We start from the raw sequence: 23,981 nt of genomic DNA on the forward strand, positions 1-23,981 counted from the left end.
GGATATATAGGCTACCGGTCAGAAGGTATACCGCACTGCTGTCTGCGTTGGAGCGGGTGAAGGGAATCGAACCCTCGTCACTTGCTTGGGAAGCAAAAGCTCTACCATTGAGCTACACCCGCTAACGGCGATCTACGCCTTTCGGTCCGGGTGTTGCACCGGCTCTCGATGACCGGCCGAGTGCCACAGTCCTTGCGCCGACGTCAACGCCAAATCGTCCCGCGTGAGCCCGCCTGCCTTCCGGCGGATCACCTAACCGCGCAGGCCGAACACCTGCGAACGGTCCGCCTCCGGCACCAGTCCCTCGAGTACCGCCCAGAACCCTGACACCGCGCTTTGTCCCGCGCTCGCATACGCCTCTGCCATCCGGATCCGTGCCGCCTCGAACAGCTCGCGCTCCATGACCGATCCTTCCGCCGTAAGCCGCAGCAACCGCTGCCGTCGGTCACGCTCGCCCGGCCGCGTCTCGACCAGCTTGCGGTCGGCGAGTTCGTTCAGCACGCGTCCCAGCGACTGCTTGGTGATCGCCAGCAGCGACAGCAGTTCGCTCACCGTCATGTCGGGCTTTCGCGCGATGAAATACAGTGCGCGGTGGTGCGCGCGCCCCAGCCCTTCTTCGGCGAGACCCTGGTCGATCGATCGGGTCAGGTGGCTATAGCCGAAGTACAGCAGCTCCATGCCGCGGCGGAGTTCGGGTTCGCGAAGGAACAGGGGTGAGGCGGACGAAGCTGTGGCAGACATGTTGACCGGTTTAGACATCGCCCGTAGTCGTCGGCAACCCGCAACGAGAGAGATTTTCGATGTCCGTTCCAGCTTTTACGCCGTCTTCCGCCTTCCGCCATGAGCCGAACGCGACTCCGGTCGAGGCGAACGAGCGGGCGAAGCGGCTGATCGATCCCGGATTCGGACGGGTCTTCACCGATCACATGGCGATGATCCGCTACAGCGAGACCGAGGGCTGGCATGACGCGCGGATCACCGCACGCGCGCCGCTGACGATCGATCCGGCGTCGTCGGTGCTGCATTACGCGCAGGAGATCTTCGAGGGGATGAAGGCGTATCGACTCGCCGACGGCGGCACCGCGCTGTTCCGTCCGGAGGCGAATGCGCGCCGCTTCCAGGATTCGGCACGGCGCCTCGCGATGCCCGAGCTGCCGACCGAGCTGTTCCTCGAATCGGTTGAGCGCCTCGTAAAGACCGATGCGAACTGGATCCCGGAGAGCGATGGCGGCGCGCTGTACCTGCGCCCGTTCATGTTCGCGTCCGAAGTGTTCCTCGGCGTGAAGCCATCCGCCGAGTATCTGTACATGGTGCTAGCCTCGTCGGTCGGCGCCTACTTCAAGGGCGGCGCCCCCACCGTGTCGATCTGGGTCAGCCAGCAATACACGCGCGCTGCTCAGGGCGGCACCGGGGCGGCAAAGTGCGGCGGCAACTACGCCGCGAGCCTGCTCGCGCAGTCCGAGGCGATCCGCAACGGCTGCGACCAGGTCGTCTTCCTCGATGCGGCCGAACGGCGCTGGGTCGAGGAACTCGGCGGCATGAACATCTTCTTCGTGTTCGACGACGGCAGCATGGCGACCCCTGCCCTTACCGGCACGATCCTGCCCGGCATCACCCGCGACTCGATCCTGACGCTCGCACGCGCGAACGGCATTACGGTCCGCGAGGAAGGCTACACCATCGACCAGTGGCGCGCCGACGCGGCGAGCGGTCGTCTGGTCGAGGCGTTCGCCTGCGGCACCGCGGCCGTGGTCACGCCGATCGGCACCGTCGCGAGCCCCGAGGGCCGCTTCACGATCGGCGACGGCGCTCCGGGGGCGTTGACGATGCGGATGCGCGACGCGCTCGTCTCGATCCAGCGCGGCACCGCACCCGACGAGAACAACTGGCTGCACCATCTCGCGGATTGACGTCCGCAAGGGCTTTTCACACGCCGCTGCCCCGCTATAAGGCCGCCTCTGTTGGGGCGTCGCCAAGTGGTAAGGCAGCGGCTTTTGATGCCGCCATGCGCAGGTTCGAACCCTGCCGCCCCAGCCAGATTATCACCTGAGCCTATCATCTAGCTTATTTTTATCAGCTATTTACACCATTGGCACAAGCGAGCGCACCAATGGCGTCCCCGCGGTAGAATCACCGCCCGGTCTTGCTTCAGTATCTTGATCGCTGCGGTCACATTTTAGTGGCGCCAGGTTCACCGCTTGTTCAAAGATCGTCTCTTCGAAATGCGAGTGTCGTTAGATACAACTGATCTCGCAACGCTTCGTCGACCATCATTTACGCGAGTTCGGCTTTTTCCCAGAAGACGGCTTTAGGCGGGTGGTCGAGTAGGCCGTACTCTGCATACCGCGACACTGCCTAGACGCCGACAAGCACGACAGCGTCAGTAGGGTTTTGCAGCGTTCGGTTGGACGGCGCCCTCGCCTCACGGTAAGTCGACGACAACACCTCTCCCGTCCCCCTAACGTCAAACAGGCCGCTGTCCGGTCGAACGTTCGCGACGACCTAGGGAACGCCCCGAACGTAGCCAACGATAAAAGCGAAAATCGGGGGCCCATTGACGTATCGGCGATCCACAACACTCATCTCTTTGATCCTACTGATTTGACGTGTCAGATGCTGATTTCCACCCGATTTCGTCCCGCGCTTTTTGCTGCGTACAGTGCGGCATCCGCCCGGCCGTAGAGCGCGTCATAATCCTCGCCGGCGCGCAATTCGGCTATGCCAAAGCTGGCGGTGACCTGGATCGCGCCGCCTTCGACGGTAACGACCGCGTCGCTTAAAGCGTACCGTACGCGGTCAGCCAACAAGTGTGCGCCCGCGGTTGTGGTATGCGGCATGAGTAGCGCGAATTCCTCGCCCCCGATCCGTCCGAGATGATCGCTCAGGCGCACATGCTGGCGCAGTATTTGCCCGGCGGCACCCAGCACGGCATCGCCGCCAGGGTGGCCCCACGTGTCGTTGACGTGCTTGAAATTGTCGAGGTCGAGCACCGCCAGACTCAGCGGAAGGTCGTGGCGGCCGGCCAGCTGGATCAACTCGTCGGCACGATCGAGGAAGTGACGACGATTCGCGCAGCCCGTCAGGGTATCGATCTGCGCGAGCTGGGTCAGGCGTTCGTTGGCCGCGCTGAGATCACCAGTCCGATCGACGATCTGACGTTCGAGTTCCCGTTGCCGTCGGCGCAGGTGAGCCGTCCGCCCGCGGACGAGGGCGATGATCGTCAGCGCGAGTAAGGCTGCCAGCATGAGACGGAACCACAGACTTTGGTGCCACGCCGGCAACACGCTGAGCCGCAACGGCATTGGCCGCTCGGTCCAGATACCATCGCGATCAGACGCTCGTAGCCGCAGCGTGTAGTCGCCCGGTGGCAGGTTCGTGTACGTCGCCAGCCGACGGGTCGCATCCGTCTCCGTCCAACGGCTGTCGAACCCTTCAAGCCGGTAGGCAAAGCGGTTCTGTTCGGGTGTCATGAAGTCAAGCGCCGAGAACTCGACCGTCAGTCTGTTCGCCTCGGGTGTCAGGACGAGCTGAGCAGGCGTGCCGGTTTCGTTGTAAGGCCCGACTGGCACCGGGACTCCACCGACGCGCAGATCGGTGATGACGATGCGGGGCACCAAGCGCGAGACCAAGGCCTTGCCGGGACGGACGATCGTGAAGCCGTCCTTGGCACCAAACAAGACTTCACCAGCGGGGGTAGTCGTGCGGGCCCCGACGAAGTAATCCCTGAGCACGGCGCCATCGGCTGGCTTCATCGCGTGGATCGCCAAGCTGTGTGGGTCGATCCGGGCCAACCCGTCGTCGGTACCAGCCCATAGCGTGCCCCCGCCGTCGAGTGCCAAACTGTCGACGTTGAGGTGGGGGAGTCCATCGGACAATCCAAAGCGGCGGAAGCGCAGTCGTCCGCGACCATCCCGCCCCGCTGAAACAGCAAGACCGCCGCCGAACGTACCGACCCATAACCGTCCCGCGCGATCGAGTTGCAGCGTTGCAACGAACCCCGCCGGCAGTCCGCGCGGATCGATGGGGTCAGGTAGTATCCGTTCGATACGGTGCGTGGACAGGTCGAAGCGGTTGAGACCGTCGCGCGTGCCAACCCACAGATCCTGCCCACCGCCGCGGGCAAGGACGCTGACATGCAGATTCGTCAACTTCGCTGCATCCGAGGGTGCGAAGACGATCCGGTTTGTCGTGCCGGCGCGCTGGCCCGGCACGACGCCCCACAAGCCTTCATATTCGCTGCCGACCCACAATACGCCCGCATTATAGAGCAGTGCGTTGACCGCGAAGTCGGAATTATGGCCCTTCAGCTTGAGCAGCCGGACGGTGCGCACCGACAGGGGCGACGCATACAGGCCTCGACGCGTGCCGATATAGACCTCTCCGTGATCGCCCTCGACCATGGCAAACACGGTCTCCTGTGGGAGAGATCGGTCTGGCAGCGTGCGGCTTGGTCGTAGCGCTGCGATCCGGCCGCGTCGGGGATCGATCACGTCGATCCCCCCGTCCATGTAGCCCAGCCATATGTGACCATCGCGCGTGGTGAGGATCGACATGACATCGCTTGCGCTCAATGCGCCGGGTCGTTGCTGCGCGCCGAAGATGGTGGTGATCAGCCCGGAATTCGGCGGGTGATAGCTGAGCCCCCCCGTACCTCCGACCCACATGCCACCGGTAGTGTCCCGTAACAGAGCCCAGACATCATCGTGCGCGAGACTGGTCGGCACGGTGCGGTCGTGCTGGATGACCGTCGCCAAGCCCGACCGCGTGTCGATGGACAGGATACCCGAACCGCGGAGTGCCGCCCATATTTGATGAGGACCAGCCGTCTGGATGGCCGAGATCGAGGTCTGCAGCAGGTTGACGTCAGCGCCGATCCGGTGAGGGACATCGTTCCGACGGTTGATCACGAACAGGCCATTGCGGACCGTACCGATCCAAAGGCGACCGCCGTCATCTTCGAACAACGCCGAGACACCAGGTCTAGTGTCGGCCAGCACCACGGATACGAAAACGGATGCCCCGGCGTTTCGGCGCGCCAACCCCGCTGCCGTGCCGACCCAGAGCGCGCCACCTCGATCGCGCAGTACCGCTTGGATCCGTACCCTGGGCAATCCGTGCATCCCGCCACGCAAGACGCTTACCAGTTTCCCGCGTGCATCGAGGCCGCGCAGCTCGTCGTCGGTTCTGATCCAGAGCCCCCCGCTCCCATCGTCGACGATAGATCCGATGTGGATCTGAGCCGCACCAACACCCAATCCGATGGTATCGAAGCGATCATGCACGGGATCGTACCGGGCAAGTTGCCCGGAGGCCGTCCCTATCCAAAGGCGACCCGCCGGATCGACATGCAGCGTCTGGATCCAGTTGTCAGGCAGACTTCCGCGTATGGCGCGATTGGCGGTGTACGCCTTGAACCGATAGCCATCCCACCGTGCCAGACCGCCTTGCGTGCCGATCCAGATGAAGCCATCACGTCCTTGCGCCAATGCGGTGGCGACGAGATGCGGCATACCCTGGTCACGCCCGTAATTACGGAACACGGTGGATGCGAGACCGGTCCAGCGGTCAGCCGCGCGCGCCGGGATGACGGTGAACGCGCATAACATCCCGCAGGCCAGCCAGGCGACCATCGCACGGCGCAACCAATCGAAGCCGGGTAAAGGGGGCCTAAGTCTCGCATTTTGAAATCGCCCGCTCGAACTTTTATCGCGGGGTAAGCGAATAAGCATTAGATCCAAGTAACGATAAAAACGTTAACAAGGTAAATACTAGTCGAACAATTATTGATCCGATTCGATCGATAGATCAAATATCGTCAGTTGCGAGCGGTTCTGAATTGCAAATGACTCTTAAAATATTTTACGGGTTCTGGCCTTAATTAACTATCTCATCAGGGACTGGGTGGCCGCCATCCGCAGATTGGTAAGGCTGTACGGCTTTCCGACGATCGGTATATCTGCAAATTCTGACGCCAGGCCGGGGCGTTCGTCGTAGCCGCTGGCGAAGAAGAAGGCGATCGACACGCTGGAGAGGCGGCGTGCCAGAGGTGCGCTGTTGAGATCGCCTATGCCGATATCGAGCATGACGATGTCGACGCCGCCGCGATCGATTGCTTTCTCGGCGCCGATCAGGTCGGCTGCGATCTCTACGTTCGCGGCACCCAGTTGATGAAGCAGGTCCTCCGCCTCGAGCGCCACGATCATGTTATCCTCGAGCAGGAGCACGGATAGTCCTGCCAGGGGGCGTTCTGACGGTGCGTCGGGCGATGCCGCTCCTATCGGAATCGCTACCAGCATTTCGGGCTCCGCCACGACATGGGCTGCGGGCACGAAAAAGTCGGCTTCGAACCCTGCGGGCGGATAGCGGGTCCGTGCGAGACCTTGCAGGTCGAACGGGATCATGCGTTCGATGATGACCGAACCGAACCCTCGCTCCCTTGGCTCGGAGGGCGTCGGACCCTGGCGTTCGCGCCACGCCATGCGCACGCCGTCGCTATCGTTGGTGATGTGCAGCTCGACCGTCCCGCTGGTCGAGAACGCACCGTGCTTGACGCTGTTCGTGACGAGTTCGTGGATGACGAGCGCCAATGTCGCCAGCGCCTGCGCGTCGAACCGAACGGCGGGTCCGAACATCTGAAACCGATCGCGCCGGGTCGGTACGAACGCGGCGATCTCGTCGTCCAGCAACGCGATCAGCGTGCCGGAGACGCCATCGCCTCGCGTCGCGTGATCGTGCGCGCGCGCCAGGGCCTGGACGCGACCGCCAAGCGCCGCGACGTAATCCTCGGTGCCGATACCGTCGATCGCGGTCTGGCCGATCAAGCCGCGGATCAGCGTCAGGATATTGCGGACCCGGTGGTTGAGTTCGGCGATCACCATGTCCTGTCGCGCGGATCCTTGCTCGGCATGATTGGTCTTGGTTACCAGCAGCTTCAGAAGGATGCGGTCGAATGCCGTTCGGATCATCTCCGCGGCACGGCAATCGCCATCGGTGAACGACGAAGACTGACCGAGGTTGCCACGTACGAGCGGACTGAAACTGGTTCTGGGATGCGGCAAGCTCGCTGCGTTGGGTGGTTCGCCTATGTTGACGACGACGACAGGATCTGGATCGCCGCCCCAGCGCTTCTCTTCGGCGCGCGCCTGCCGGAACAGCAATAGATAGTCGCGAGGCGACCGGGCGATGGGAATGGCGAGCACGCCCGCCGCTCGCTCAGAATGGCCAAGACAGTCCGTCGCGCAGACGCGGTCGATATCCGCCCTGTCGAGGCTTTCGACCAGCGTCATGATTGCAGCCTTGTCGGGCACTGTCCCGGCAGTGGTGAGCGCGCCGTTGTTCGTCAGCGCAATGCCGTCGCAGTCTATGACCTTCGCAATCGTCGTGCTCAACCACGTGGGATCGGCCAGCCGCGTCGGGTCTGCCGTTGCCGCGGCGGCAATCTCCTCGATCGCGATACGGTTGCGTGCATCGTCCGCGGCGGCGCTGGCATGCAGCCGGTTCTCCAGCGTCAGCGAGAACATCGCGCCGAAGAGTTCGGCGGCGCTGCGCATGACGAAACTCGGCAACCGCGGCGTGAAATGGTGGCAGGCGAACAGGCCCCAGAGCGTGTTGTCTACGATGATCGAGATCGACAAGGAGGCCGCGACGCCCATGTTCCGCAGATACTCGATATGGACCGGTGATACCGCGCGGGTGATTGCCAGCGTCAGATCGAGGGGCGGCGGCGGCGCAGTCCGGCCAGAGCCCGACGAGACCAGTGCGACGGGTGTCGAAGCGACGTTCGCGATGATCCGGAACGGGTTGCGGAGATACAGGCTTTGCGCCTGGCTGGGGATGTCGGTCGCGGGGAAGTGCAGTCCCAGCAGCGGATCGACATCGGCCTTTGCGGACTCGGCGATCACCTGCCCGGTACCGTCGTCGTCAATCCTATAGATGAGTGCGCGGTCGAAGCCGGTGATCGCGCGGACTTGGCGCGCGGCGTCGATGTAGAGCGAATCGACTGTAGCCTGCGACTGAACTTGCCCCATCATCGAACGCACCAGGGTCGCCGCACTGGCCGGCTGGTCGCTCCCGCAGGGCTCGCCTTCGATGATCAGGAGATTGCCGCTCAGGTGAAACGCCAGGTCGTAAAGATCGCCCCCCGGCCTCAAGCGCAAGCCGAAGATCCGGTCGATCCCCCGGCCGGCGCCGGGCATCGCAACGCGGTATCGCAGGTGATGCATCGCCGGCTGCGGGATCACGCGGTCGAGAAGCATGCCGATCGCGGACTTGGCCTCCATCTCGAGAAACTGGGACAGGTTCGCCGATGCCCTCTCGATCACCCAGTTGTTGGTCACCGCAAGCAGAAAGCCAAAACTCTGGATGCGTTCGGGAAACGTGATCGGTTCGCGCTCGCAATCCGCGTGCATCTCGCAATTATCCCCATCCCTCGGATTTTATTGAAGTATCGCTCGACCGCGTCGTCAATATTCAAGAATCCGTTGGGTCATCATCCGGCAGCTTCCCCGACTAGCCAACATCAAGATCGACTAAGGACTAGTACGTAAGGGGCATTACCTAAGTTGCCGTACGTACTTTAACTTCGGTTAGATTGGTTGGATGTAGGGGTAGGAGAGGGTGGGCGATCGACAAGACGCATTCATCCCGAGATCGAAGCACGGAATATCTGCAACTCTGACAGCGGCACATTCCAAGGGGTCCTATGAGCGTCATCGACAGAATGGATATGCTATCGCGGCCCAGCCCGAGCGCACTTGCACAGCGTTGGAGCGTGGCCTGGTTCGAACTCGATGCGCAGGCCCGGCTGGTGCTCGACGATGCGCTGCGGTTGCAGCGAACGAACCAGGCGGGACAGCGATTGCTCGATGTCGGCATGGTCGCTCCGCATGTCGGCCACCGCCTGCGCTTTGCCGAACCTGCGTCGAACCGATTGTTCCAGCAGCAGGCGGCGCTCGCGCTGTCGCGCGACGAGGCGGTGGCGGCGTTGATCCTGCCTTTCGGCGTATCACGCTGGGTCGCGGTGACGATTCTCAAGACGATCGTCGACGGATCCTGGGTGTTGCTGGTCACGCTCGACGATATCAGTTCGCGCGCACTGATCGACGCAAGCATTGCGGGCGCGATGTTCGGCCTGACGCCGTCCGAACTGCCAGTGTTCCAGGGGGTGGCCGACGCGGTCTGCCCGAAGGAGATATCGCGTACGCTCAACATCTCCGTGAACACGGTACGGGCCCATTTACGATCGATCTATGCAAAGATGAATGTCAGCGGAGCACCCCAGGCACAAAGAATAGCCTTGTCGCTGTCGGTGCATGTTCAACGCAAATTACACCATAGCGATAGTCGATCAGACCTATTCAACTGAACGATTTGTGAATGAAGGCTAGTGTGTAGACAAAGATTATCGGCGATCCAGTCGATCAACAGCACGGGAATTTATCATGAACGGATTTAAGGTTCTCTCCATCGCCATCGTTGCTTCCACCGCATTTGCCGGTGTTGCCAGCGCTGCTACGTTGACCACGACGGGCACGATCGCGCCGGTCTGCAAGGTCGACATGACCGCACGTTCGTTCGATCCTTCGCATCAGACGTTGCAGAACATCGCTGGCGTGCTGGTCACCTGCAACAAGGCCGGCAACAAGGCGATCACCGTCGATGCCGCCAACGGCTATTTCGCGGGTCCGTCCTCGTCGCAGGTCCATTACAACCTGACGCTCGATCTCGACGGCAACCTCCTGCCGTTCAACAACGTCAACATGACCAGCGCAGCGATTTCGTCGGGTATCGGCGCACCGGATGCGACCGTCGCCAACGGCCTGCCGGGCAACTTCTCGGTCACGCTGCAGACGCTGCCCTTCCTCGCTGGTGCATATAGCGAGAGCTGGGATGTGACGGTCGGCTGATACTACTGGGGTGGACGCTGCAATCCGGTGGCGTCCACCTCCTTTTTTTTCCGGGGGGAAACATCGTGCTGAGAACATCGCGCCGCGTCATCGCCAGCCTCGCCCTTACGGCCCTAACCTCGACGCTCGCCTTCGCCTACAGCGTACAACCGATGATCTACACGCTGACGCCTAGCGGCGCGCGATCGACGGCCCGGATCACGGTGACCAATACCCGCGCCGAAGTCCTCAACGTCGAGCTCCAGCCGTTCTCGGTTACGGTCGACGAAACCGGCAAGCGGGCCTTTACCCCGGCGCCCAATGATTTCCTGATCTTTCCGCCGCAAGCCAGCATCGCCGGCGACAAGTCGCAGCTGATGCAGGTACGCTATGTCGGTGCGCCGACGATGGACAAGGGCAAGGTCTTCGTCCTCCGCGTGAAGCAGACCAATTCCACCGAGATGGTCAAGCAGGACGCAGCGGCGGCGATGCAAAGCCACTTGGCGATGTCGCTCAATTTCAACACCACCGCGATCGTCCAGCCGGACTCGCTGAAGCCCGCGCTGGCGATGACCGGCGATCTCGTGCTCGGAAAGGACGGCGCGCTGCACGGACGAATGACCAACAGCGGCGCCGGTGTCGCGGACCTGACATTATACAGTTGGCAATTGAAACGCGGTGACAAGGTCGAACCGCTCGCGCTCGACCAGATCCGCTACGGCGACGCCGTCTTCGTGATGCCTGGCGCATCGCGTGAAATGTCCCTTGTCGACACGATCAAGGGACCCGCCCAGCTCATCATCGGCGCTCTTCCGGAGGAGCGAGGTGGCCGCGGGCTATGATCGCGCACGACGGTCCCCTTGGCGTGCCCGACGGCACATAAGGCGATCGGCGGCCTGCCTGTGCGCACTGTCCTACGGTTCGGCCGCGGGTGCAGCCGTTTTCCCGTTCGCGACGCTGGACGTCGCTGCGTTGGTTGCGGCCGACGATGCCGTCGCTGGCGCCGGTGAGGCCCGGCAGGAGAACGGGCGCGTTCCCCCCACCGTCCCTCAGGATGTCCGGCCTGCGATACTGCCGCCCTCGGCAATATCGCCTCCAACGACACCCCCCCTGGTGACACCTCCCCTGGTGACACCGCCGTTGGTTCCGCGCGGCCTCGTCGACCTCGACGCGCCGTTACTCGTGAACGGGCGCCTGGTTGGTGAGATCGGCGTTCGCGTCGATACGGCGGGCAATGGCGATATCGACGCCGTCCGCCTGTTGGCGCTGCTTGGGCCCAGCATCGACGCCCCGCTGTTCGCCAAGCTGAAGGCAAAAGTCGGACCGGCTCTCCGGGCACGCTTCGACGCGCTCGACGTCCCGCCGATCAGTGTCCGCTACGATCCAGCAACGCTCGAGGTCGCCGTTACCGTGCCGGCGAGCGCGCTCGCGCTCCAGTCGCTCAGCATGCGCGGCGACGTTCGTCCCGATCCGTCGCGATACATGCAGCAGGCGCGGCTTGCGGGCGGTGTCGGGTTGGCGATCGATCAGGGTTTCATCGACAGCGGGCCCGACCGCGGACGGTCGCCGTTGCGCGTGACAGCGGACGGGTTCGTCACGTTCGGCGCGTTTCCAGGCGTCACCCTCCGGTCGGGCGGTGTCCTCGCCGAGCATGACGGCGGGCATTACGGGTTCGATCGAGCAGTGACGCGGCTGACCTATGACGATTTCGACTCGGCTATCCGCTACGCAGCAGGAGAGCTGACGCCGCGCATCACGGGCTTCCAGGGCAGCAACACGATCCTCGGCATCGCGGTTGCGCGCGACTATCAGGGAATCCGGCCGTTCGAGAATATCCGTCCCTCGGGGCGCGGCGGTGTGACGCTCGACCGGCCATCGACGATCATCGTCGAGACCAACGGCGTCGAGACGCGCCGCCTGCGCCTTGATCCGGGCCGCTACCAGCTGACCGATCTGTCTTCGCAGTTCGGCGCTAACGACGTCCGGCTGATCGTCGAGGACGATCTTGGCCGTCACGAGGTGGCATCGGCAGCCTTCTTCACCGCGACCGCGATGCTGGCGGGCGGGCTCACCGATTTCGGCGCCGCGCTCGGCCGGCAGGAGAATGGCGAGCGACGCTATGGCGGTCCGATGACCGCGACCGGCTATATCCGGCACGGCTTCGCCAACCGCTTCACGCTCGGCACGGGCGGGCAATATGCGGACGGCAATTGGCAGGTCAGCGGGGAAGGCGTGGTCGGCACGCCGATCGGGCTGTTCCGTGGCCAGGCCAGCACCAGCCAGTTCGACGGAAAGCAGGGGACGGCGTTCAGCATAGACTGGCTCCAGACGCTGACGCTCGACCGCGACACCTGGAATTTTACGGTCCTGTCGAGCCGCTACAGCAAGGACTTCTCGTCGCCCTTCGATCGCGACGGACGGATCAACGACGAGCGCTGGCATGTCGATGCCCGTGCCGACTGGCGACGCGGCAATTACGGGCTCGCCGCGATCGCAAGCTACGGCAGCACGCGCAGCAACACCGGACGGCAGGGCCTCGACCTGAACGGCTATCTCACGCGCGGTCGCTTCGTCTGGACGGCCACCCTGGGCGTCGAGCGTAACCTGCCGGGCGGCTGGCATCCGCAAGGCCTGCTCGGCCTGTCGATGCGCACCGGGCGACGCGATACGATCGCAGCGCGCATCGACACCCGCCAGAATACCGGGGTGATCGAGGCCAGCCGGAGCCCGATCGACCAAGTCGGCGACTTGTCAGGCCGAATCCAGCTCGGTCGCAGCGACGAGCGTGCGGGCATATCCGGCGATGCGCGCTATTTCGGCAACCGGTTCATCGCGTCGATCGAGCAGGATCTGCAATATTCCCGCTCGCCGACCGGCATCGGCGCGCGCGAGACGCGGCTGCGGGCATCGACCTTTCTCGGTTTCGCCGACGGCAAGGTCTCGATCGGTCGCCCCGGCGTCGGCAATTTCGCGATCTTCGATCGACACGCCACGCTCGACGGCGCGGCGGTCACGATCAAGGACGAGGCGGGTTACGTGGTCGGCCGACAGGATTGGCTTGGCGCGCCGCTGGTGCCGCTCAACCGGGTGTTCAGCCCGATCCTCGACATCTACGACGTCGATCCGCTGCCCGCCGGCTATGATCTGGGCGACGGGCAATTGCTCGCCTTTCCGGGCTCCGCGTCGGGCTACCGGGTCGCGGTCGGATCGGCGGCGTCGCGGATCGCGATGGGGTTCATCGTCACCGCCAGCGGGCCGGTGTCGAACTACTCCGGCGTCATCGAGAAGATCGGCGACCAGGCGTTCGGCAAACGGCCGATCTTCACCAACGACGCGGGCCGGTTCGCGGCCGACCATCTCTCGCCCGGTCGCTACCGCGTGACGATCGAAACCGTGGCCACGGTCGAGTTTGCCGTCTCCGAACTCTCGAAGGGAATAGTCGATGTCGGTACGCTTCATGCAGTCCGCCCTTAGTCGCTGGCTTCCCGGCGCCGTGCTCGTGCTCGGGTTGGCGATGCCCGTCACCGCGTTCGCGTGCGATGTCCGGATCGGCACGCTGGTCGCGAGCCCCATCGCCTACGACCCGTTCGGCATGACCCCCGGCGAGGGATCGCTGCGAACGACCGTCGATCTGGTCGAGGGTGAGGATTGCGAGGCGACCGTCGCACTGGTCGACGATGCGTCGGCACCGTTGCGCACGATCCGGTTCGGCGACGCGACACGGCCGCTCGTGTACCGGATCGAGGTGCAGCCCGGCGACGGCGTCGTGGCCGGGCTTTCCCCGGACCTGTCGACCGTCCGCCTGACGACCGCGCGGCCGCGCGTCACGATCGTCTGGAGGCTGCTGGTCGACCAGGATTCGGTCATCGCAGCCGGCGAATATTCACGGATCGTCCAGGCGATGCTCCGGACGCCCGATGCTGCCGACGCTTTCTCCGCGCGATCGACGCTCCTCTTGCGCAGCATCGCCCGCGCCCAGGCGAACTTCGCGGGGACCAGCAGTGGCTTTGCCAGCGGAACGTCGGCGCAGGCGATCGATCTCGGCACGCTCACCACCGGCGAACAGCGCACCGCGATGCTTCAGGTTCGGGCGAACACCGTCGCGCATCTGCTCGTCGTATCGGCGAACACGGGTCATCTGGTCGGCAGCGACTCAGGCAAGGCGCGTATCCCCTACGGCCTTGCGATCGACGGAACGCCCGTCGACCTGTCGGGGCCGTCGTCGCGCACAATCGCCCCGCCGCTGACGATCGACGGCGTCGCGCTCGAACTCCGCGTCACCGTTGGCGAGGTGGCAGGCATGCCGTCAGGGCGTTACAGCGACACGATCACGATCGACGTGTCGCCCTGATCTCCGGGGTTTCGACGACCGGTTCCTCCGCCGACGTGTCGTCGCGCCGCCGATTTGTCGTTCCCGGCGAAAGCCCCAACTTGAGCCGTACCCAATCGGTCGGTTTCTTGGAGTGCAGCTTCACCGCGAGATTGGCGCGGTAGACCTCGACCGTCCGGTGGCTGATCGCCAACCGCTTCGCGATCTCCTTGTTCGACAGGCCATCGATCAGCCCCTCGAACACGTTGCGCTCGCGCGGTGTCAGCGACGCCAGCTGATCGACGCCCGCGCGATCCGCGGTCGTGGTCTGCAACTCCCGATCCAGGCTATCGAACCCTTCCGCCAACGCCGCGAGCAGATGCGACGCATCGAAAGGGCGTGCGAGAAACTGGATCGAAGCCACCTTCATCGCCTCGATCACGGTCGCCACGTCGAGTGTGTCCCCCAGCAGGATCAACGACAACGGCGGCGATCGAGCGCTCTCCTCTCGTGCAAGAGCGAGTTGCGCGAGTTGCACCGCGCTCGCCTTCACGACGACGCACCCCGGCTCGATATTTTCGATGTCGCCCACAAATTCGTCGAAATCGGGAATGCTGATGATAGTGTAATTCGCATTGCCTAGAACAAACCTGGATATCTCCTTGAACGTTTGGCCGGTTTTCTCACCAACGATATAGATACACTGTACGCGGCGTCGATTGCTCGAATCCACCCTGCATTCTCCCGGTTGCGTGCTGTCACTCTCGAGGGTGGCATTCACGTCCGCCGACCATGCGCTTCAAATGTGGGCGATCATAACGAATTGCGGATCATGTTCGCATAACTGCGTATATGGTAAAGGCGTTGTAAGTAACTCAAGCCTCAGCTGCGCATACCCAGTGCCGTCGAGTGGCAGTACCTGAGATTTAGCCTGTGGCCTTACGTCTAATATTACTCGATGAAGGCCGTCCTGCTCATGGCCGGGTTCCGTATCGGGCAACACGCACTTCTTCTCGAAACAGGTGATCCAGCCTGAAAGACACAACCGCTACCTGCGCTACCCGAAAATTGCGACGGTTCGACAGATTGGCCCATCCGCTACTGAAGCAACGCGAGCGCTCTTCGATATTTCCAAGCTGACTCTTTATCCCGGCTCATGCCAACGGGGAGGCGCGAAAGGTCGAGATTGTCGGCAATGTCGGCGCGCTCTACGTAGCGCGCGATCTCGTTTGCGGCACAGCGCGCTACGAAGGCGTCGTAGTCCTCGTCATCGCGTCGCGTGAGGCCTCCACGGCGTCGGCAACCACGTCGCCGAAGCAGGCGCGGATCGTGGCTGGCGTTACAGCGCGATCCTCGACGACATCATGCAGAGCCGCGGTGATTCGGCGCACATCGTCCGCCTGCGCCAGCAATACCCGGGGCGGATGCAGGATGTAGGGCGCGCCCGCTTTATCGATCTGTCCCTGATGCGCAGGAGTAGCTAGCACAATCGCATCGTCAATTGGGCTACACGATAGGCTAGTAACTGTCGTACTTCTCTCGGGTCGCGGGCCGACCACCTATTAGAGCGTCCGTATATAAGCTATTGAATGTACGGTTACGCTCTCCCGTCCCGTACCCCTGAAGCGACGGAAAACTCGTCCCGCTACATGCTCCCAGTGGAAGGCGACGTCTTCGAAGCTATAGATCAAATAGACGTCACCCTATTCGCGAAATGCGTCTGACGGGACGCCGCGCTCCTCGTCCTCAAGCAACGCAACGCGCCCTTCCCTCACCGGCATCGCACGCCCGGATTCAACCGCACGTACCCCAAGCCGTTCACCTAGTTTCGAACCGTATCTGCTCGAGGCCGGACCGAGGATCGCGCACGAGGTCGACGCGCAAAAATTGATCGTCGTATTGCAGCGCTCCGAACATCTCGCACATCAAACGCTCGTGTTCCATTCGACGCTGATGCTCTGCGCGTTCATAGTCATTCCACCCGGCACCAGGCACGTCGACCCAGAAATAGCCGCTGTTGATCTTGCCTTCCAAAAACGCGACAAACGCGCTCAGCGGTCGGGCGTCGACTTTGACGAAGCGCCATGCTGAATCATCTGGCTTGTCTTGAACGCTGACGCGCAGAGCCGCTGCGAGTTGCGTGACGGAAACACCCGGTCCGATCCGAACTTCGTGAAAAACGAAAGAGGATGTCTCGTGTTCGAATGCCAACATATCAGGGTCCCAACGGCGTGAGCGTAAGTAGTTTGAGATTCCCGTAATCGTGGACATATATCTGGGGGAGCCCACCCGCGCCATGCTGGGGCTTCGCGCGCGTGATACAAAAGACGGCTGGCGTATCCTGCGTTACTTCATAGGCACGCACACCAGGGCGATATCCGAACTGAGGATGTGGCTCGACCTGATGCCCTTGGAACAGCAGCCTACCGCTGGTCCGGGATCACGAGCTAGGTAGAACTATGGCTGAGTTGCCCCTCACCAGCCGTATTCATCGCAATCGGTAGCGCGCCACCGACCCGAACACCGCCAATTGCGCGACCAGAATTGCAACCGCACCGCGAACTTCGCCTAGCGATGCGCCCATCTGGTTCAGTGGCACGAAGATGTGGGTTGCCGGCGTGACGGGGATCATCCAGGCGATCGCCTGAACCCACCCGGGCATCGCGAACAACGGCCACGCGAAGCCCGACAGGAAGACGAACGGGATCGACGTCGGGATGAGCAACTTTAGCGCATCGTCTCCGCTTCGCACGAAGCTGCCGACCGCCAGCGCGAGTGCGGACACGGTCGCGGCGAACAGCGGCACGGTTAGCAACAGCGCCGGGATATTGCCGCCGTGCGGGATGTCCTGCAGCCAGTAGATCAGGCCAAAGTAGAACAGCCCGCCGAGCATCCCGATCGTCGTACACGCGGCCCAAACGCCCAGAAACATTCCGCGCAGCCACCGTCCAGTGCGTCGCCGCTCGGCTATCAGGCGCGCCACGGAAAACAATAGCGTCTGTTGCAGGATGATATTGGCGACCGCGGGGAATATATAGTCGCGATAGCCCTCGGTCGTGTTGAACAACGGGCGCGTGACGACCGGTGTCATGGGCACTGCGGCCGATCTCGCGAGACCCGACAGGTGCCCTTCGAGCGTCGCACCGATGGCTGCGCCGACCGTCTTTCCGACCGCCTCCGCGCGGAGCAGATACGCACCGTTGAGCCAAACCGCGATGCCGCCGCCGGGTCGCCCTTCGATCACCGCCGAACCGAGATCGTGCGGGATCAAAAGAATGCCCTCGGCTTTCCTGTTCCGCACCAGCACGCGCGCCGCCCCCATGTCCGATACATCCGCGGCGATCTCGATCTCGTGCGCGGCCCCAAGGTTGCGGACGATCGCACGCGAGACGGCACTCCGGTCGGCATCGACCACGACGATCGGCAAGCGTTCGACGACCTGATGCGCGTAGGGTGCGGGGTAATATAAGGCGTAGAACAACACCGAGATCACTGCGACCGCAACCAGATCGCTCGTCCGCAGAATTTCGAGCAGCGCTCCCTCGAAGGCTGGGCGGAACATCATGCCGATTTGTGTGCCTGCCGCCGCAGCAACAGCGTCGCACCACCGGCCGCGACCAGCGCGGCCAACGCCAGGATCGCCACCTGCTGCGCCCAAATCACGATGTCCACGCCGATCGTCTGATCCATCTCGAGCGAGACATAATGGGTAAGCGGCAGGATCGCGCTCCAGATCCGGGCGACGGCGATACCGCCTGTGATCGGCAACGACGCGCCCGAATAGGCGAGCGCAGACCCCGCATAGATCACGCTCGCGGACAGACTGGTGGCGACCTCGCCGGTCAGTACGATGAGCAACGTCGAGATGGCCGCGGTCGCGACGAACAGCAACAGCCCGCCAATCGCGACGAGCCCGATCGCGCCGGCAAAGGCATAGCCCTGCCCCAGGGTCAGCCACAGCAGCCACGCGCATAACCAGAGCGTACCAATCGTGACATGCGGCAACAGCCGCCCCGCGGCCGCCATCGCGGGGGCACCGACCCGAACCGCCCAGGGGCCCATCGATCCGCCGACCAGCTCGCGCCCGAGCGATGCGGCACAGGTCACGGCGATCAGCAAATGCAAAATCGCCGGACCGATCAGCAGGCCGAGATACCATTCGAGGCTGGCGGATGGATTGCCGAGCAGCGTCACCTGCACATCGGGCAGCGGCACCCTGAGCAATGCGATCCCTCCCACGCCGGAGTTCGCAGGCGCCTGTCGAATCAGGTCCGCGGTGATCGTCGCCTGAAGCAGCGCCGAGGTCAGCGCGCCGGTCGACAGAAACGCGGTCTGGTAGAAGATCTCGATCGTTCGCGGGGTCGCCGCCGTCCGCGCGATGCCGAGACCGGACGGCAGCACGACCACCGCTATCGCGCGCTCGCGCCGGATCGCGGAAAAACCTTCCGACAGGCTGGATACGTCATCGACGATCGTCAGCGCATCGACCGCGCCGATCGCGCGGACGATCGACCGGGAGGCCACGCTGCGATCCTGGTCGATGATCACCACGCCAAGGCCACGCGGCGAGCCCTGCGACAGCATGCCACCCATCACCACGAGGCACACCAGCGGTACCAACGTCAGTAGCGCAAGGTCGAACCGGTCGCGCCAGAGATGCGCGAGCTCCTCGGCCAGCGCCCGCCGGAACGCGCTCATCGCGGCCAATCGAACAGCACGCTCATTCCCGGCCGCAGGTCCGCCACCCGCTCGACGGGCCGCAGCTGGACCGCGAACGCGCGGACATCGTAGCCGCTCGACTGCCGCGTCGCGCGCACCGTCGCGAACGCCGCTTCGGGCGCGATATGCGTGATGCGGAACCGGACGTTGCGCGCAAGGGCCGGAACTTGGCCGACCAGGATGCGTCCCGGACCGACGCCGGCATATTGGCTCTCGCGCACGGTGATCTCGACGCGCGGATGGTCGATGTCGATCACCTGGTAGGCGGGCAGCACCGGGCTGACGATCTCGCCCGGCTGGAGCAGTTTGCGCGATACCTCGCCATCGATCGGCGATACCAGCCGCGTCTCGGTCATCAGCGATCGTGCCGTCGACAGCCCAGCCTGCGCGATCCGTACCTGTGCCGCCGCAGCCTGCTTGTCCTCGCGGCGGGGCCCGGCGAGCGCCTTCTCGTATTGCAGCCGCGCCGCCTCGGCCGACATGCGGCTGCTGTCGCGCGCGGCATGCGCCTCGTCGCGTCGCTGGGCGGCGATCACCCCCTCGGCATAGAGCGTGTCCGCACGGCGGCTCGACGTCGCACCGAGATCCGCCGCAGCCTGCGCCGACTGCCAGATCGCGCGGAGCGAGCCGACATCCTCGCTCCGTACGCCCGCCTGCGCCACCGCATCGAGCGCGCGGGCGGTATCAAGCGCGCCCTGCGCCTGACGCTCGGCATTACCAAGCTCCGGGCTCGACAGCGTGGCGAGAACCTGCCCCGCCTTCACCCGCGCGCCCTCATCGACCAGCAACCGATCGACCCGCGCCAGCGCCTTCGTCGCGACGTTGACGCTGTCCGCCTCGACCATGCCCTGGATCTGCGCGGGCCCCGGTCGGCTCGCAAGCCACAAGCCCATCCCGACGATCGCGACCACGACGAGCAGGCCGACATAGAGCAACACGCGCGCACGGCGGGTCGGCGGGGCGGTGGGATCGCTCATCGGTCGGTTCCGTAGGTGAGGCGCTGGTCGGCTTGGGCAAGGTGTGCGCCGAACGCGTCGAGCCGGCTTGCCGAGGCAAGCAGCCCGGCAAGCGAGAGGTCGTATTCATAGGCGACCGCGATACGTTGTGCCTCGGCGGTATCGAGTGCGGCCTGCGCGGCGATTACCGGTGTCACGGTCCCCTCACCTTCGCGAAACGCCACCGCCTGCACGCGGACGTTCTCGCGCGCCGCCACCATGCTGCTGTCGAGCAGGACGAAGGACCGCCGGGCGCCCTCGACGAGATTATACGCGCGGATCGTCGCGCTGGTGGCGATCCGGCGCGCTTCGGCTGCGGTATCCGCGGCGGCGGCGGCCTGCGCGCGCGCTGCGTCCTCGGTGCGCCTGCGGTCGATGTTCGAGAGGATGGTGTAGCGGACGCCCACGCCTGCGATCCAGTCGGGCTCGATCGGCAGCGCATTCGAACGGTTGAGATTGTATTCGCCGAACGCATAGGCCTGCGGCAGACGACGTGATCGGGCAAGCGCGACGCCGGCGTCGGCGATCTGCCGCCCGGCATCCGCGGTTCGGGCCTCCGGTGCCGTGCCCTCGCTGCCGAGATAGGTCTCGACCGGCGCGAGCGGACGCGTCTGCACGAACAATGCCGTGGTCGGCACCACGCTGCCCTCAATCTCGAGCAGCCGGGCGAGTTCGTCGCGCGCGGTCGCGCTGGAGAGGTCGGCACGCTGATAGGTGCGTTCGGCCGTATCGCGCGCGACCTGCACCTCCAGCGTGCGGGCATGCGGAATGACCCCCGCCGCCTCCAGCTTGCGCGAGTCCGACAGGATCTTGTCGAGGGCGTCACGGCTATGACGGGCGGCCTCCAGCAGCCCGGCTGCCGCCTGTTGCCCGAAATATGCGCGAATGAGATTGATCCGTGCCAGGTCGATCACCTGCGCGCGGCGTCCCTCGGCCATCGCGACGCCGCCTCGCGCCGCGCGCTGGATCGCCGGGATTGCGCCGCCTGTATAAAGCGGCATCGCCGCCTGCACGGTCGGCCTGAACACGTCATCACGAAAGCGGTAACTGAGTTGGTCGGGGATCGCATCGAACACCCCCGGCAGCGCTTGCGATAGCCGTCCGGTAATCTCGGTCGCGATCTGCTGGTACGCGGGTGGTACGCTGCCAGGAAAGGACGCCAGGAAATCCTGCGTGTTACCCAGCGCATTGCCCTTCGCACCCGCGAGATCGACCGACAGGGTTTTCTCGTACACGAGATACTGCGCGGACGCGGTAACGATCGGTCGGTGCAGCGTCCGCATCGCATCCGCGCCCGCCTTCGCCGCGTCGACACCATGATCGGCAGCACTCAACGCGCGCGACGTTCGATCCAGCCGCATCTGCGCCGCGTCGAAGCTGAGGGCCGTCTGTGCGTCGGCCGTCGACGAAAGGCACACCAGCGCGACCGCCATCGACCAGTGCCATCTTCCCCCCACCGCTATCGCCCCCGAAATTCCCACTCGACATCGCTTTAGCAGGGCATCCCAGCCGATGCGACGGATAAGCCAGCGCGCTGCCTCTATCGCCACGCTACGTTGCGAGCGGTCGCCCGTCCCGTGCCGGCTTTTTTTAGGCAAACACCTGGAACAAGCGGTTATCACGCGCCGACCTCGGGCACTCATTCATACTCACGCTACGGTGATCAGAACTGGCACAGCGCGCGCGCGGGTTCGGCTCGTGCGACCCGCCATGCCTGGCTGGCAACCGTCGCCGCCGCGATGACGAGCGCTAGCACGCTGGCACCGACGAAATAGCCGGGTGACAGGTCGATACGGTCGTCGAACCCGCTCAGCCAATGCGACATCGCGAACCACGCGATCGGCCACGCGATCACGTTCGCCAGGAGGACCGGCTTGAGGAACTGGACCAGCAGCAGTCGCATCACGTCGCTGGTCGAGGCCCCCAGCACCTTGCGGATACCGATCTCCTTGATCCGCCGCATGGTATCGAACGCTGCCAGGCCATAGAGCCCGAGGCACCCGATCGCGACCGCCAGCACCGCGCCGGCCGTGAACAACCGCGACCGCTGCACGTCCTGGCGATAATAGGAGTCGTACAGTTTCTGGTCGACCGTCGTGGCTGCTGGCGGAACCGCTGGCGCGATGCGGCGCCACGTGGTTTCCAGCCGTCCCAGGAGGGATGCGGGATCGGCCGAGGTGCGGATCACCACGATGGCGCGATAGCCACCGCCAGGCCGATAGCTATAGGCGAACGCCTCGACCGGCTCGCGCGGTGTCCCGAAGCGCATATCGGCGATCACACCGACGATCCTCACCGTCGCGCCATCGAGCGAAACGAACTGGCCGATCGCCTCGTCGGCTTGCTCGAACCCCAAGCGCCGAGCGGCAGTACGGTTGAGCACGATGTTCGCTACCCTGCCCGCAACGGCCTTGCTGCCGGTGCCGCTATTCCCAACGTCCAGCGCGAACCGATCCGCATCGAAGATCCGACCGGCCAGCAGACGGGCTCGATAGGTCTCGAAGAAGTGCTCGCCGACCGTGGCCTGGACGATCATCGGCGGCTCGCCGATCGCCCCGGCGCGTTTCATCTTGGCAATGGCGAACGTGCCGCCGCCGGGCACGACGCCGCTCGTCGTGATATCCGCAACCTCGCGGGTCTTGCGCATCGCGTCGAGCAACCGGGCACGTTGCCCCGGATCCAGCGCGGCGTCGCCGTAACCGCTCAGCATGATCAGGCCGTCTCGCCCGAAGCCGATATCCGCCTGCTGAACGTGCCGCGTCTGGGCGAACAGAACCGCAGTCCCAATCATCAGCGCGACCGCGATGCCGAACTGCGTCACCACCAGTGCCTTGCGTAGTCCTGCGCCCGCGCGATCGCCGCCGGGGGTCCGGGCCGCGGCGAGCACGCCCGCGGGCAGGAACCGGGATATCACGAACGCCGGATAGAACCCTGCCAGCAACGTCACCAGAGCGGTCGTCGCCAGGAGCGGCGGCAGGATCGATCCCGCCCCCCAATAGGTGATCGACAAGTCGGTGCCGCCGATCGCGTTGACGAACGGCAGCGCAATCTCGGCAAGCGCCAGCCCGATCAACGCCGCCAGCGTCACGGCGGCCAGTGCCTCGCCGAGTAATTGCCCGATCAGCATCCGCCGGGTCGCACCGACGACCTTGCGCATCGCGATCTCCCGCGCCCTCAGCCCTGCGCGCGCTGTCGCCAGATTGACGTAATTGACCACCGCCAGCAGCAACGCGACGATCCCCACTCCGCCCAGCACGGCGACGACAGTGCCGACCCCGTTGCCGGTCAGATGGCGCCCGGCGAGCGGCACGATGCCTTCCTTCAGGAACTGACGCGCATCGGGATTGAACGCGGGATCGGGATGGCGCCGCATGAATGCTCCTATCCGGTCCGCCATCGCGGTGTTGGGGAGTGCCAGGAACGTCACGACACCATTGCTGGTAGATCGGGAATCGTCGGCGAGTTCGACCGGGATCTCCGCGAACAGGACACTGGCGTATGTCTGGTTCTGCGGCAGGTCGGCGATCACCGCCCCGACCCGGTAGGTGCGCGCCTTTCCATCGATCGCAACCGTCAGCGTCCGTCCAAGGGCGCTTGCTCTGCCAAAATACGCCTCCGCGACGCTCTGGGTGACGACAATCCCATCCGGGCGGGCGATCGCACTCGCGGTATCGCCCTCGACGACCGGAAACGGAAAAATCCGAAAGTAATCGCGGTCGACCAATGCCAGTTTGCGCGTGGTACTTGTGTTCCCGGTCAGCACCGTCGCGGTGTCATAGGGCGTCATTCGCGCCACGACGAGATCGGGGAACGCCGCCGCCAATTGCCCGGAGAGTGTAGGCGAGGACGGAATCTGCACCTCGGGGTTGCCGGGAAACTGGATCGTGCGCGCGATCGTCCAGACACGTTCCCATCCCGGCAGCACGCGGTCGTAGTTCGTCTCGAAGCGGACGAACAGCATCAGTACCAGGAACACCGCGATGCCGAGCGCAAGCCCGCCGATGTTGAGGATGGCGTATAGCCGATGGCGGGTGAGCGAACGGTACAGTGTCAGGAAGGCTGAGGACATCGATC

General features: G+C 64.3%; 18 protein-coding genes and 2 tRNA genes. 7 read left to right on the forward strand and 13 right to left on the reverse strand.

Annotation, left to right across the window (positions count from 1 at the left end; translation table 11 throughout):
* Positions 1 to 48 precede the first annotated feature (48 nt).
* Positions 49 to 122: transfer RNA gene (locus tag O6X71_RS16070), tRNA-Gly, on the reverse strand.
* A 130-nt stretch (positions 123 to 252) separates the two neighbouring features.
* Entirely contained in the window at positions 253 to 741 is a 489-nt protein-coding gene (locus O6X71_RS16075) for a MarR family transcriptional regulator (protein WP_353466725.1), read from the reverse strand.
* Between the two features lie 59 nt (positions 742 to 800).
* On the opposite strand from O6X71_RS16075, the gene O6X71_RS16080 reads away from it, so the two are divergent.
* Both O6X71_RS16080 and O6X71_RS16085 read left to right on the forward strand, forming a co-directional pair.
* On the forward strand, positions 801 to 1,910 hold the full coding sequence (locus O6X71_RS16080) for a branched-chain amino acid aminotransferase (RefSeq protein WP_056062788.1): 1,110 nt from the start codon (positions 801 to 803) through the stop codon (positions 1,908 to 1,910).
* A gap of 52 nt (positions 1,911 to 1,962) precedes the next feature.
* Positions 1,963 to 2,037 (forward strand) — tRNA-Gln (locus O6X71_RS16085).
* Positions 2,038 to 2,609: 572 nt separating this feature from the next.
* On the opposite strand, the gene O6X71_RS16090 is transcribed toward O6X71_RS16085, so the two are convergent.
* Both O6X71_RS16090 and O6X71_RS16095 read right to left on the reverse strand, forming a co-directional pair.
* Positions 2,610 to 5,630 (reverse strand): diguanylate cyclase, encoded by a 3,021-nt coding sequence (locus O6X71_RS16090; protein ID WP_353466726.1) that lies wholly within the window; start codon positions 5,628 to 5,630, stop codon positions 2,610 to 2,612.
* 252 nt (positions 5,631 to 5,882) lie between these two features.
* Positions 5,883 to 8,408 carry an HWE histidine kinase domain-containing protein gene (locus tag O6X71_RS16095; protein WP_353466727.1) on the reverse strand — a complete coding sequence of 842 codons (2,526 nt, stop codon included), beginning with the start codon at positions 8,406 to 8,408 and terminating at the stop codon, positions 5,883 to 5,885.
* Between the two features lie 317 nt (positions 8,409 to 8,725).
* On the opposite strand from O6X71_RS16095, the gene O6X71_RS16100 reads away from it, so the two are divergent.
* From O6X71_RS16100 to O6X71_RS16120, 5 genes are all read left to right on the forward strand, one after another.
* Positions 8,726 to 9,364 (forward strand): helix-turn-helix transcriptional regulator, encoded by a 639-nt coding sequence (locus O6X71_RS16100; protein WP_353466728.1) that lies wholly within the window; start codon positions 8,726 to 8,728, stop codon positions 9,362 to 9,364.
* Positions 9,365 to 9,440: 76 nt separating this feature from the next.
* On the forward strand, positions 9,441 to 9,905 hold the full coding sequence (locus O6X71_RS16105) for a hypothetical protein (protein WP_253070256.1): 465 nt from the start codon (positions 9,441 to 9,443) through the stop codon (positions 9,903 to 9,905).
* A gap of 65 nt (positions 9,906 to 9,970) precedes the next feature.
* A complete protein-coding gene (locus O6X71_RS16110; protein WP_353466729.1) occupies positions 9,971 to 10,726 on the forward strand; it encodes a fimbria/pilus periplasmic chaperone in 756 nt (251 codons plus the stop codon).
* Between the two features lie 271 nt (positions 10,727 to 10,997).
* Positions 10,998 to 13,358 (forward strand): fimbria/pilus outer membrane usher protein, encoded by a 2,361-nt coding sequence (locus O6X71_RS16115; protein ID WP_353466730.1) that lies wholly within the window; start codon positions 10,998 to 11,000, stop codon positions 13,356 to 13,358.
* Positions 13,327 to 14,235 (forward strand): hypothetical protein, encoded by a 909-nt coding sequence (locus O6X71_RS16120; RefSeq protein WP_353466731.1) that lies wholly within the window; start codon positions 13,327 to 13,329, stop codon positions 14,233 to 14,235. The genes O6X71_RS16115 and O6X71_RS16120 overlap by 32 nt, the downstream gene beginning before the upstream one ends.
* On the opposite strand, the gene O6X71_RS16125 is transcribed toward O6X71_RS16120, so the two are convergent.
* From O6X71_RS16125 to O6X71_RS16160, 9 genes are all read right to left on the reverse strand, one after another.
* Positions 14,213 to 14,974 (reverse strand): response regulator transcription factor, encoded by a 762-nt coding sequence (locus O6X71_RS16125; RefSeq protein ID WP_353466732.1) that lies wholly within the window; start codon positions 14,972 to 14,974, stop codon positions 14,213 to 14,215. The two genes, O6X71_RS16120 and O6X71_RS16125, sit on opposite strands and share 23 nt — an antisense overlap.
* 463 nt (positions 14,975 to 15,437) lie before the next feature.
* Complete coding sequence (locus O6X71_RS16130; protein WP_353466733.1) at positions 15,438 to 15,680, reverse strand: HD domain-containing protein; 243 nt, start codon at positions 15,678 to 15,680, stop codon at positions 15,438 to 15,440.
* A 75-nt stretch (positions 15,681 to 15,755) separates the two neighbouring features.
* The gene (locus O6X71_RS20975; RefSeq protein ID WP_435368501.1) at positions 15,756 to 15,884 is read right to left on the reverse strand and encodes a hypothetical protein; all 129 of its coding nucleotides are present in this window, start codon (positions 15,882 to 15,884) and stop codon (positions 15,756 to 15,758) included.
* A 127-nt stretch (positions 15,885 to 16,011) separates the two neighbouring features.
* Positions 16,012 to 16,407 carry a hypothetical protein gene (locus tag O6X71_RS16135; protein WP_353466735.1) on the reverse strand — a complete coding sequence of 132 codons (396 nt, stop codon included), beginning with the start codon at positions 16,405 to 16,407 and terminating at the stop codon, positions 16,012 to 16,014.
* A 274-nt stretch (positions 16,408 to 16,681) separates the two neighbouring features.
* Positions 16,682 to 17,758, reverse strand: coding sequence for an ABC transporter permease (locus O6X71_RS16140; RefSeq protein WP_353466736.1), 1,077 nt, complete (start codon positions 17,756 to 17,758; stop codon positions 16,682 to 16,684).
* Positions 17,755 to 18,891: an ABC transporter permease gene (locus O6X71_RS16145; protein WP_353466738.1), complete on the reverse strand. Its 1,137-nt coding sequence runs from the start codon at positions 18,889 to 18,891 to the stop codon at positions 17,755 to 17,757. Before O6X71_RS16145 ends, O6X71_RS16140 begins: the two co-directional genes overlap by 4 nt.
* Complete coding sequence (locus tag O6X71_RS16150; protein WP_353466739.1) at positions 18,888 to 19,889, reverse strand: HlyD family secretion protein; 1,002 nt, start codon at positions 19,887 to 19,889, stop codon at positions 18,888 to 18,890. Before O6X71_RS16150 ends, O6X71_RS16145 begins: the two co-directional genes overlap by 4 nt.
* Positions 19,886 to 21,340, reverse strand: a complete 1,455-nt coding sequence (locus O6X71_RS16155; RefSeq protein WP_353466740.1) for a TolC family protein — start codon at positions 21,338 to 21,340, stop codon at positions 19,886 to 19,888. Before O6X71_RS16155 ends, O6X71_RS16150 begins: the two co-directional genes overlap by 4 nt.
* A gap of 230 nt (positions 21,341 to 21,570) precedes the next feature.
* Positions 21,571 to 23,976, reverse strand: coding sequence for an ABC transporter permease (locus tag O6X71_RS16160; RefSeq protein WP_353466741.1), 2,406 nt, complete (start codon positions 23,974 to 23,976; stop codon positions 21,571 to 21,573).
* Positions 23,977 to 23,981 lie beyond the last annotated feature (5 nt).

Source organism: Sphingomonas faeni (genome assembly GCF_040407505.1).
Taxonomy (GTDB): domain Bacteria; phylum Pseudomonadota; class Alphaproteobacteria; order Sphingomonadales; family Sphingomonadaceae; genus Sphingomonas; species Sphingomonas faeni_E.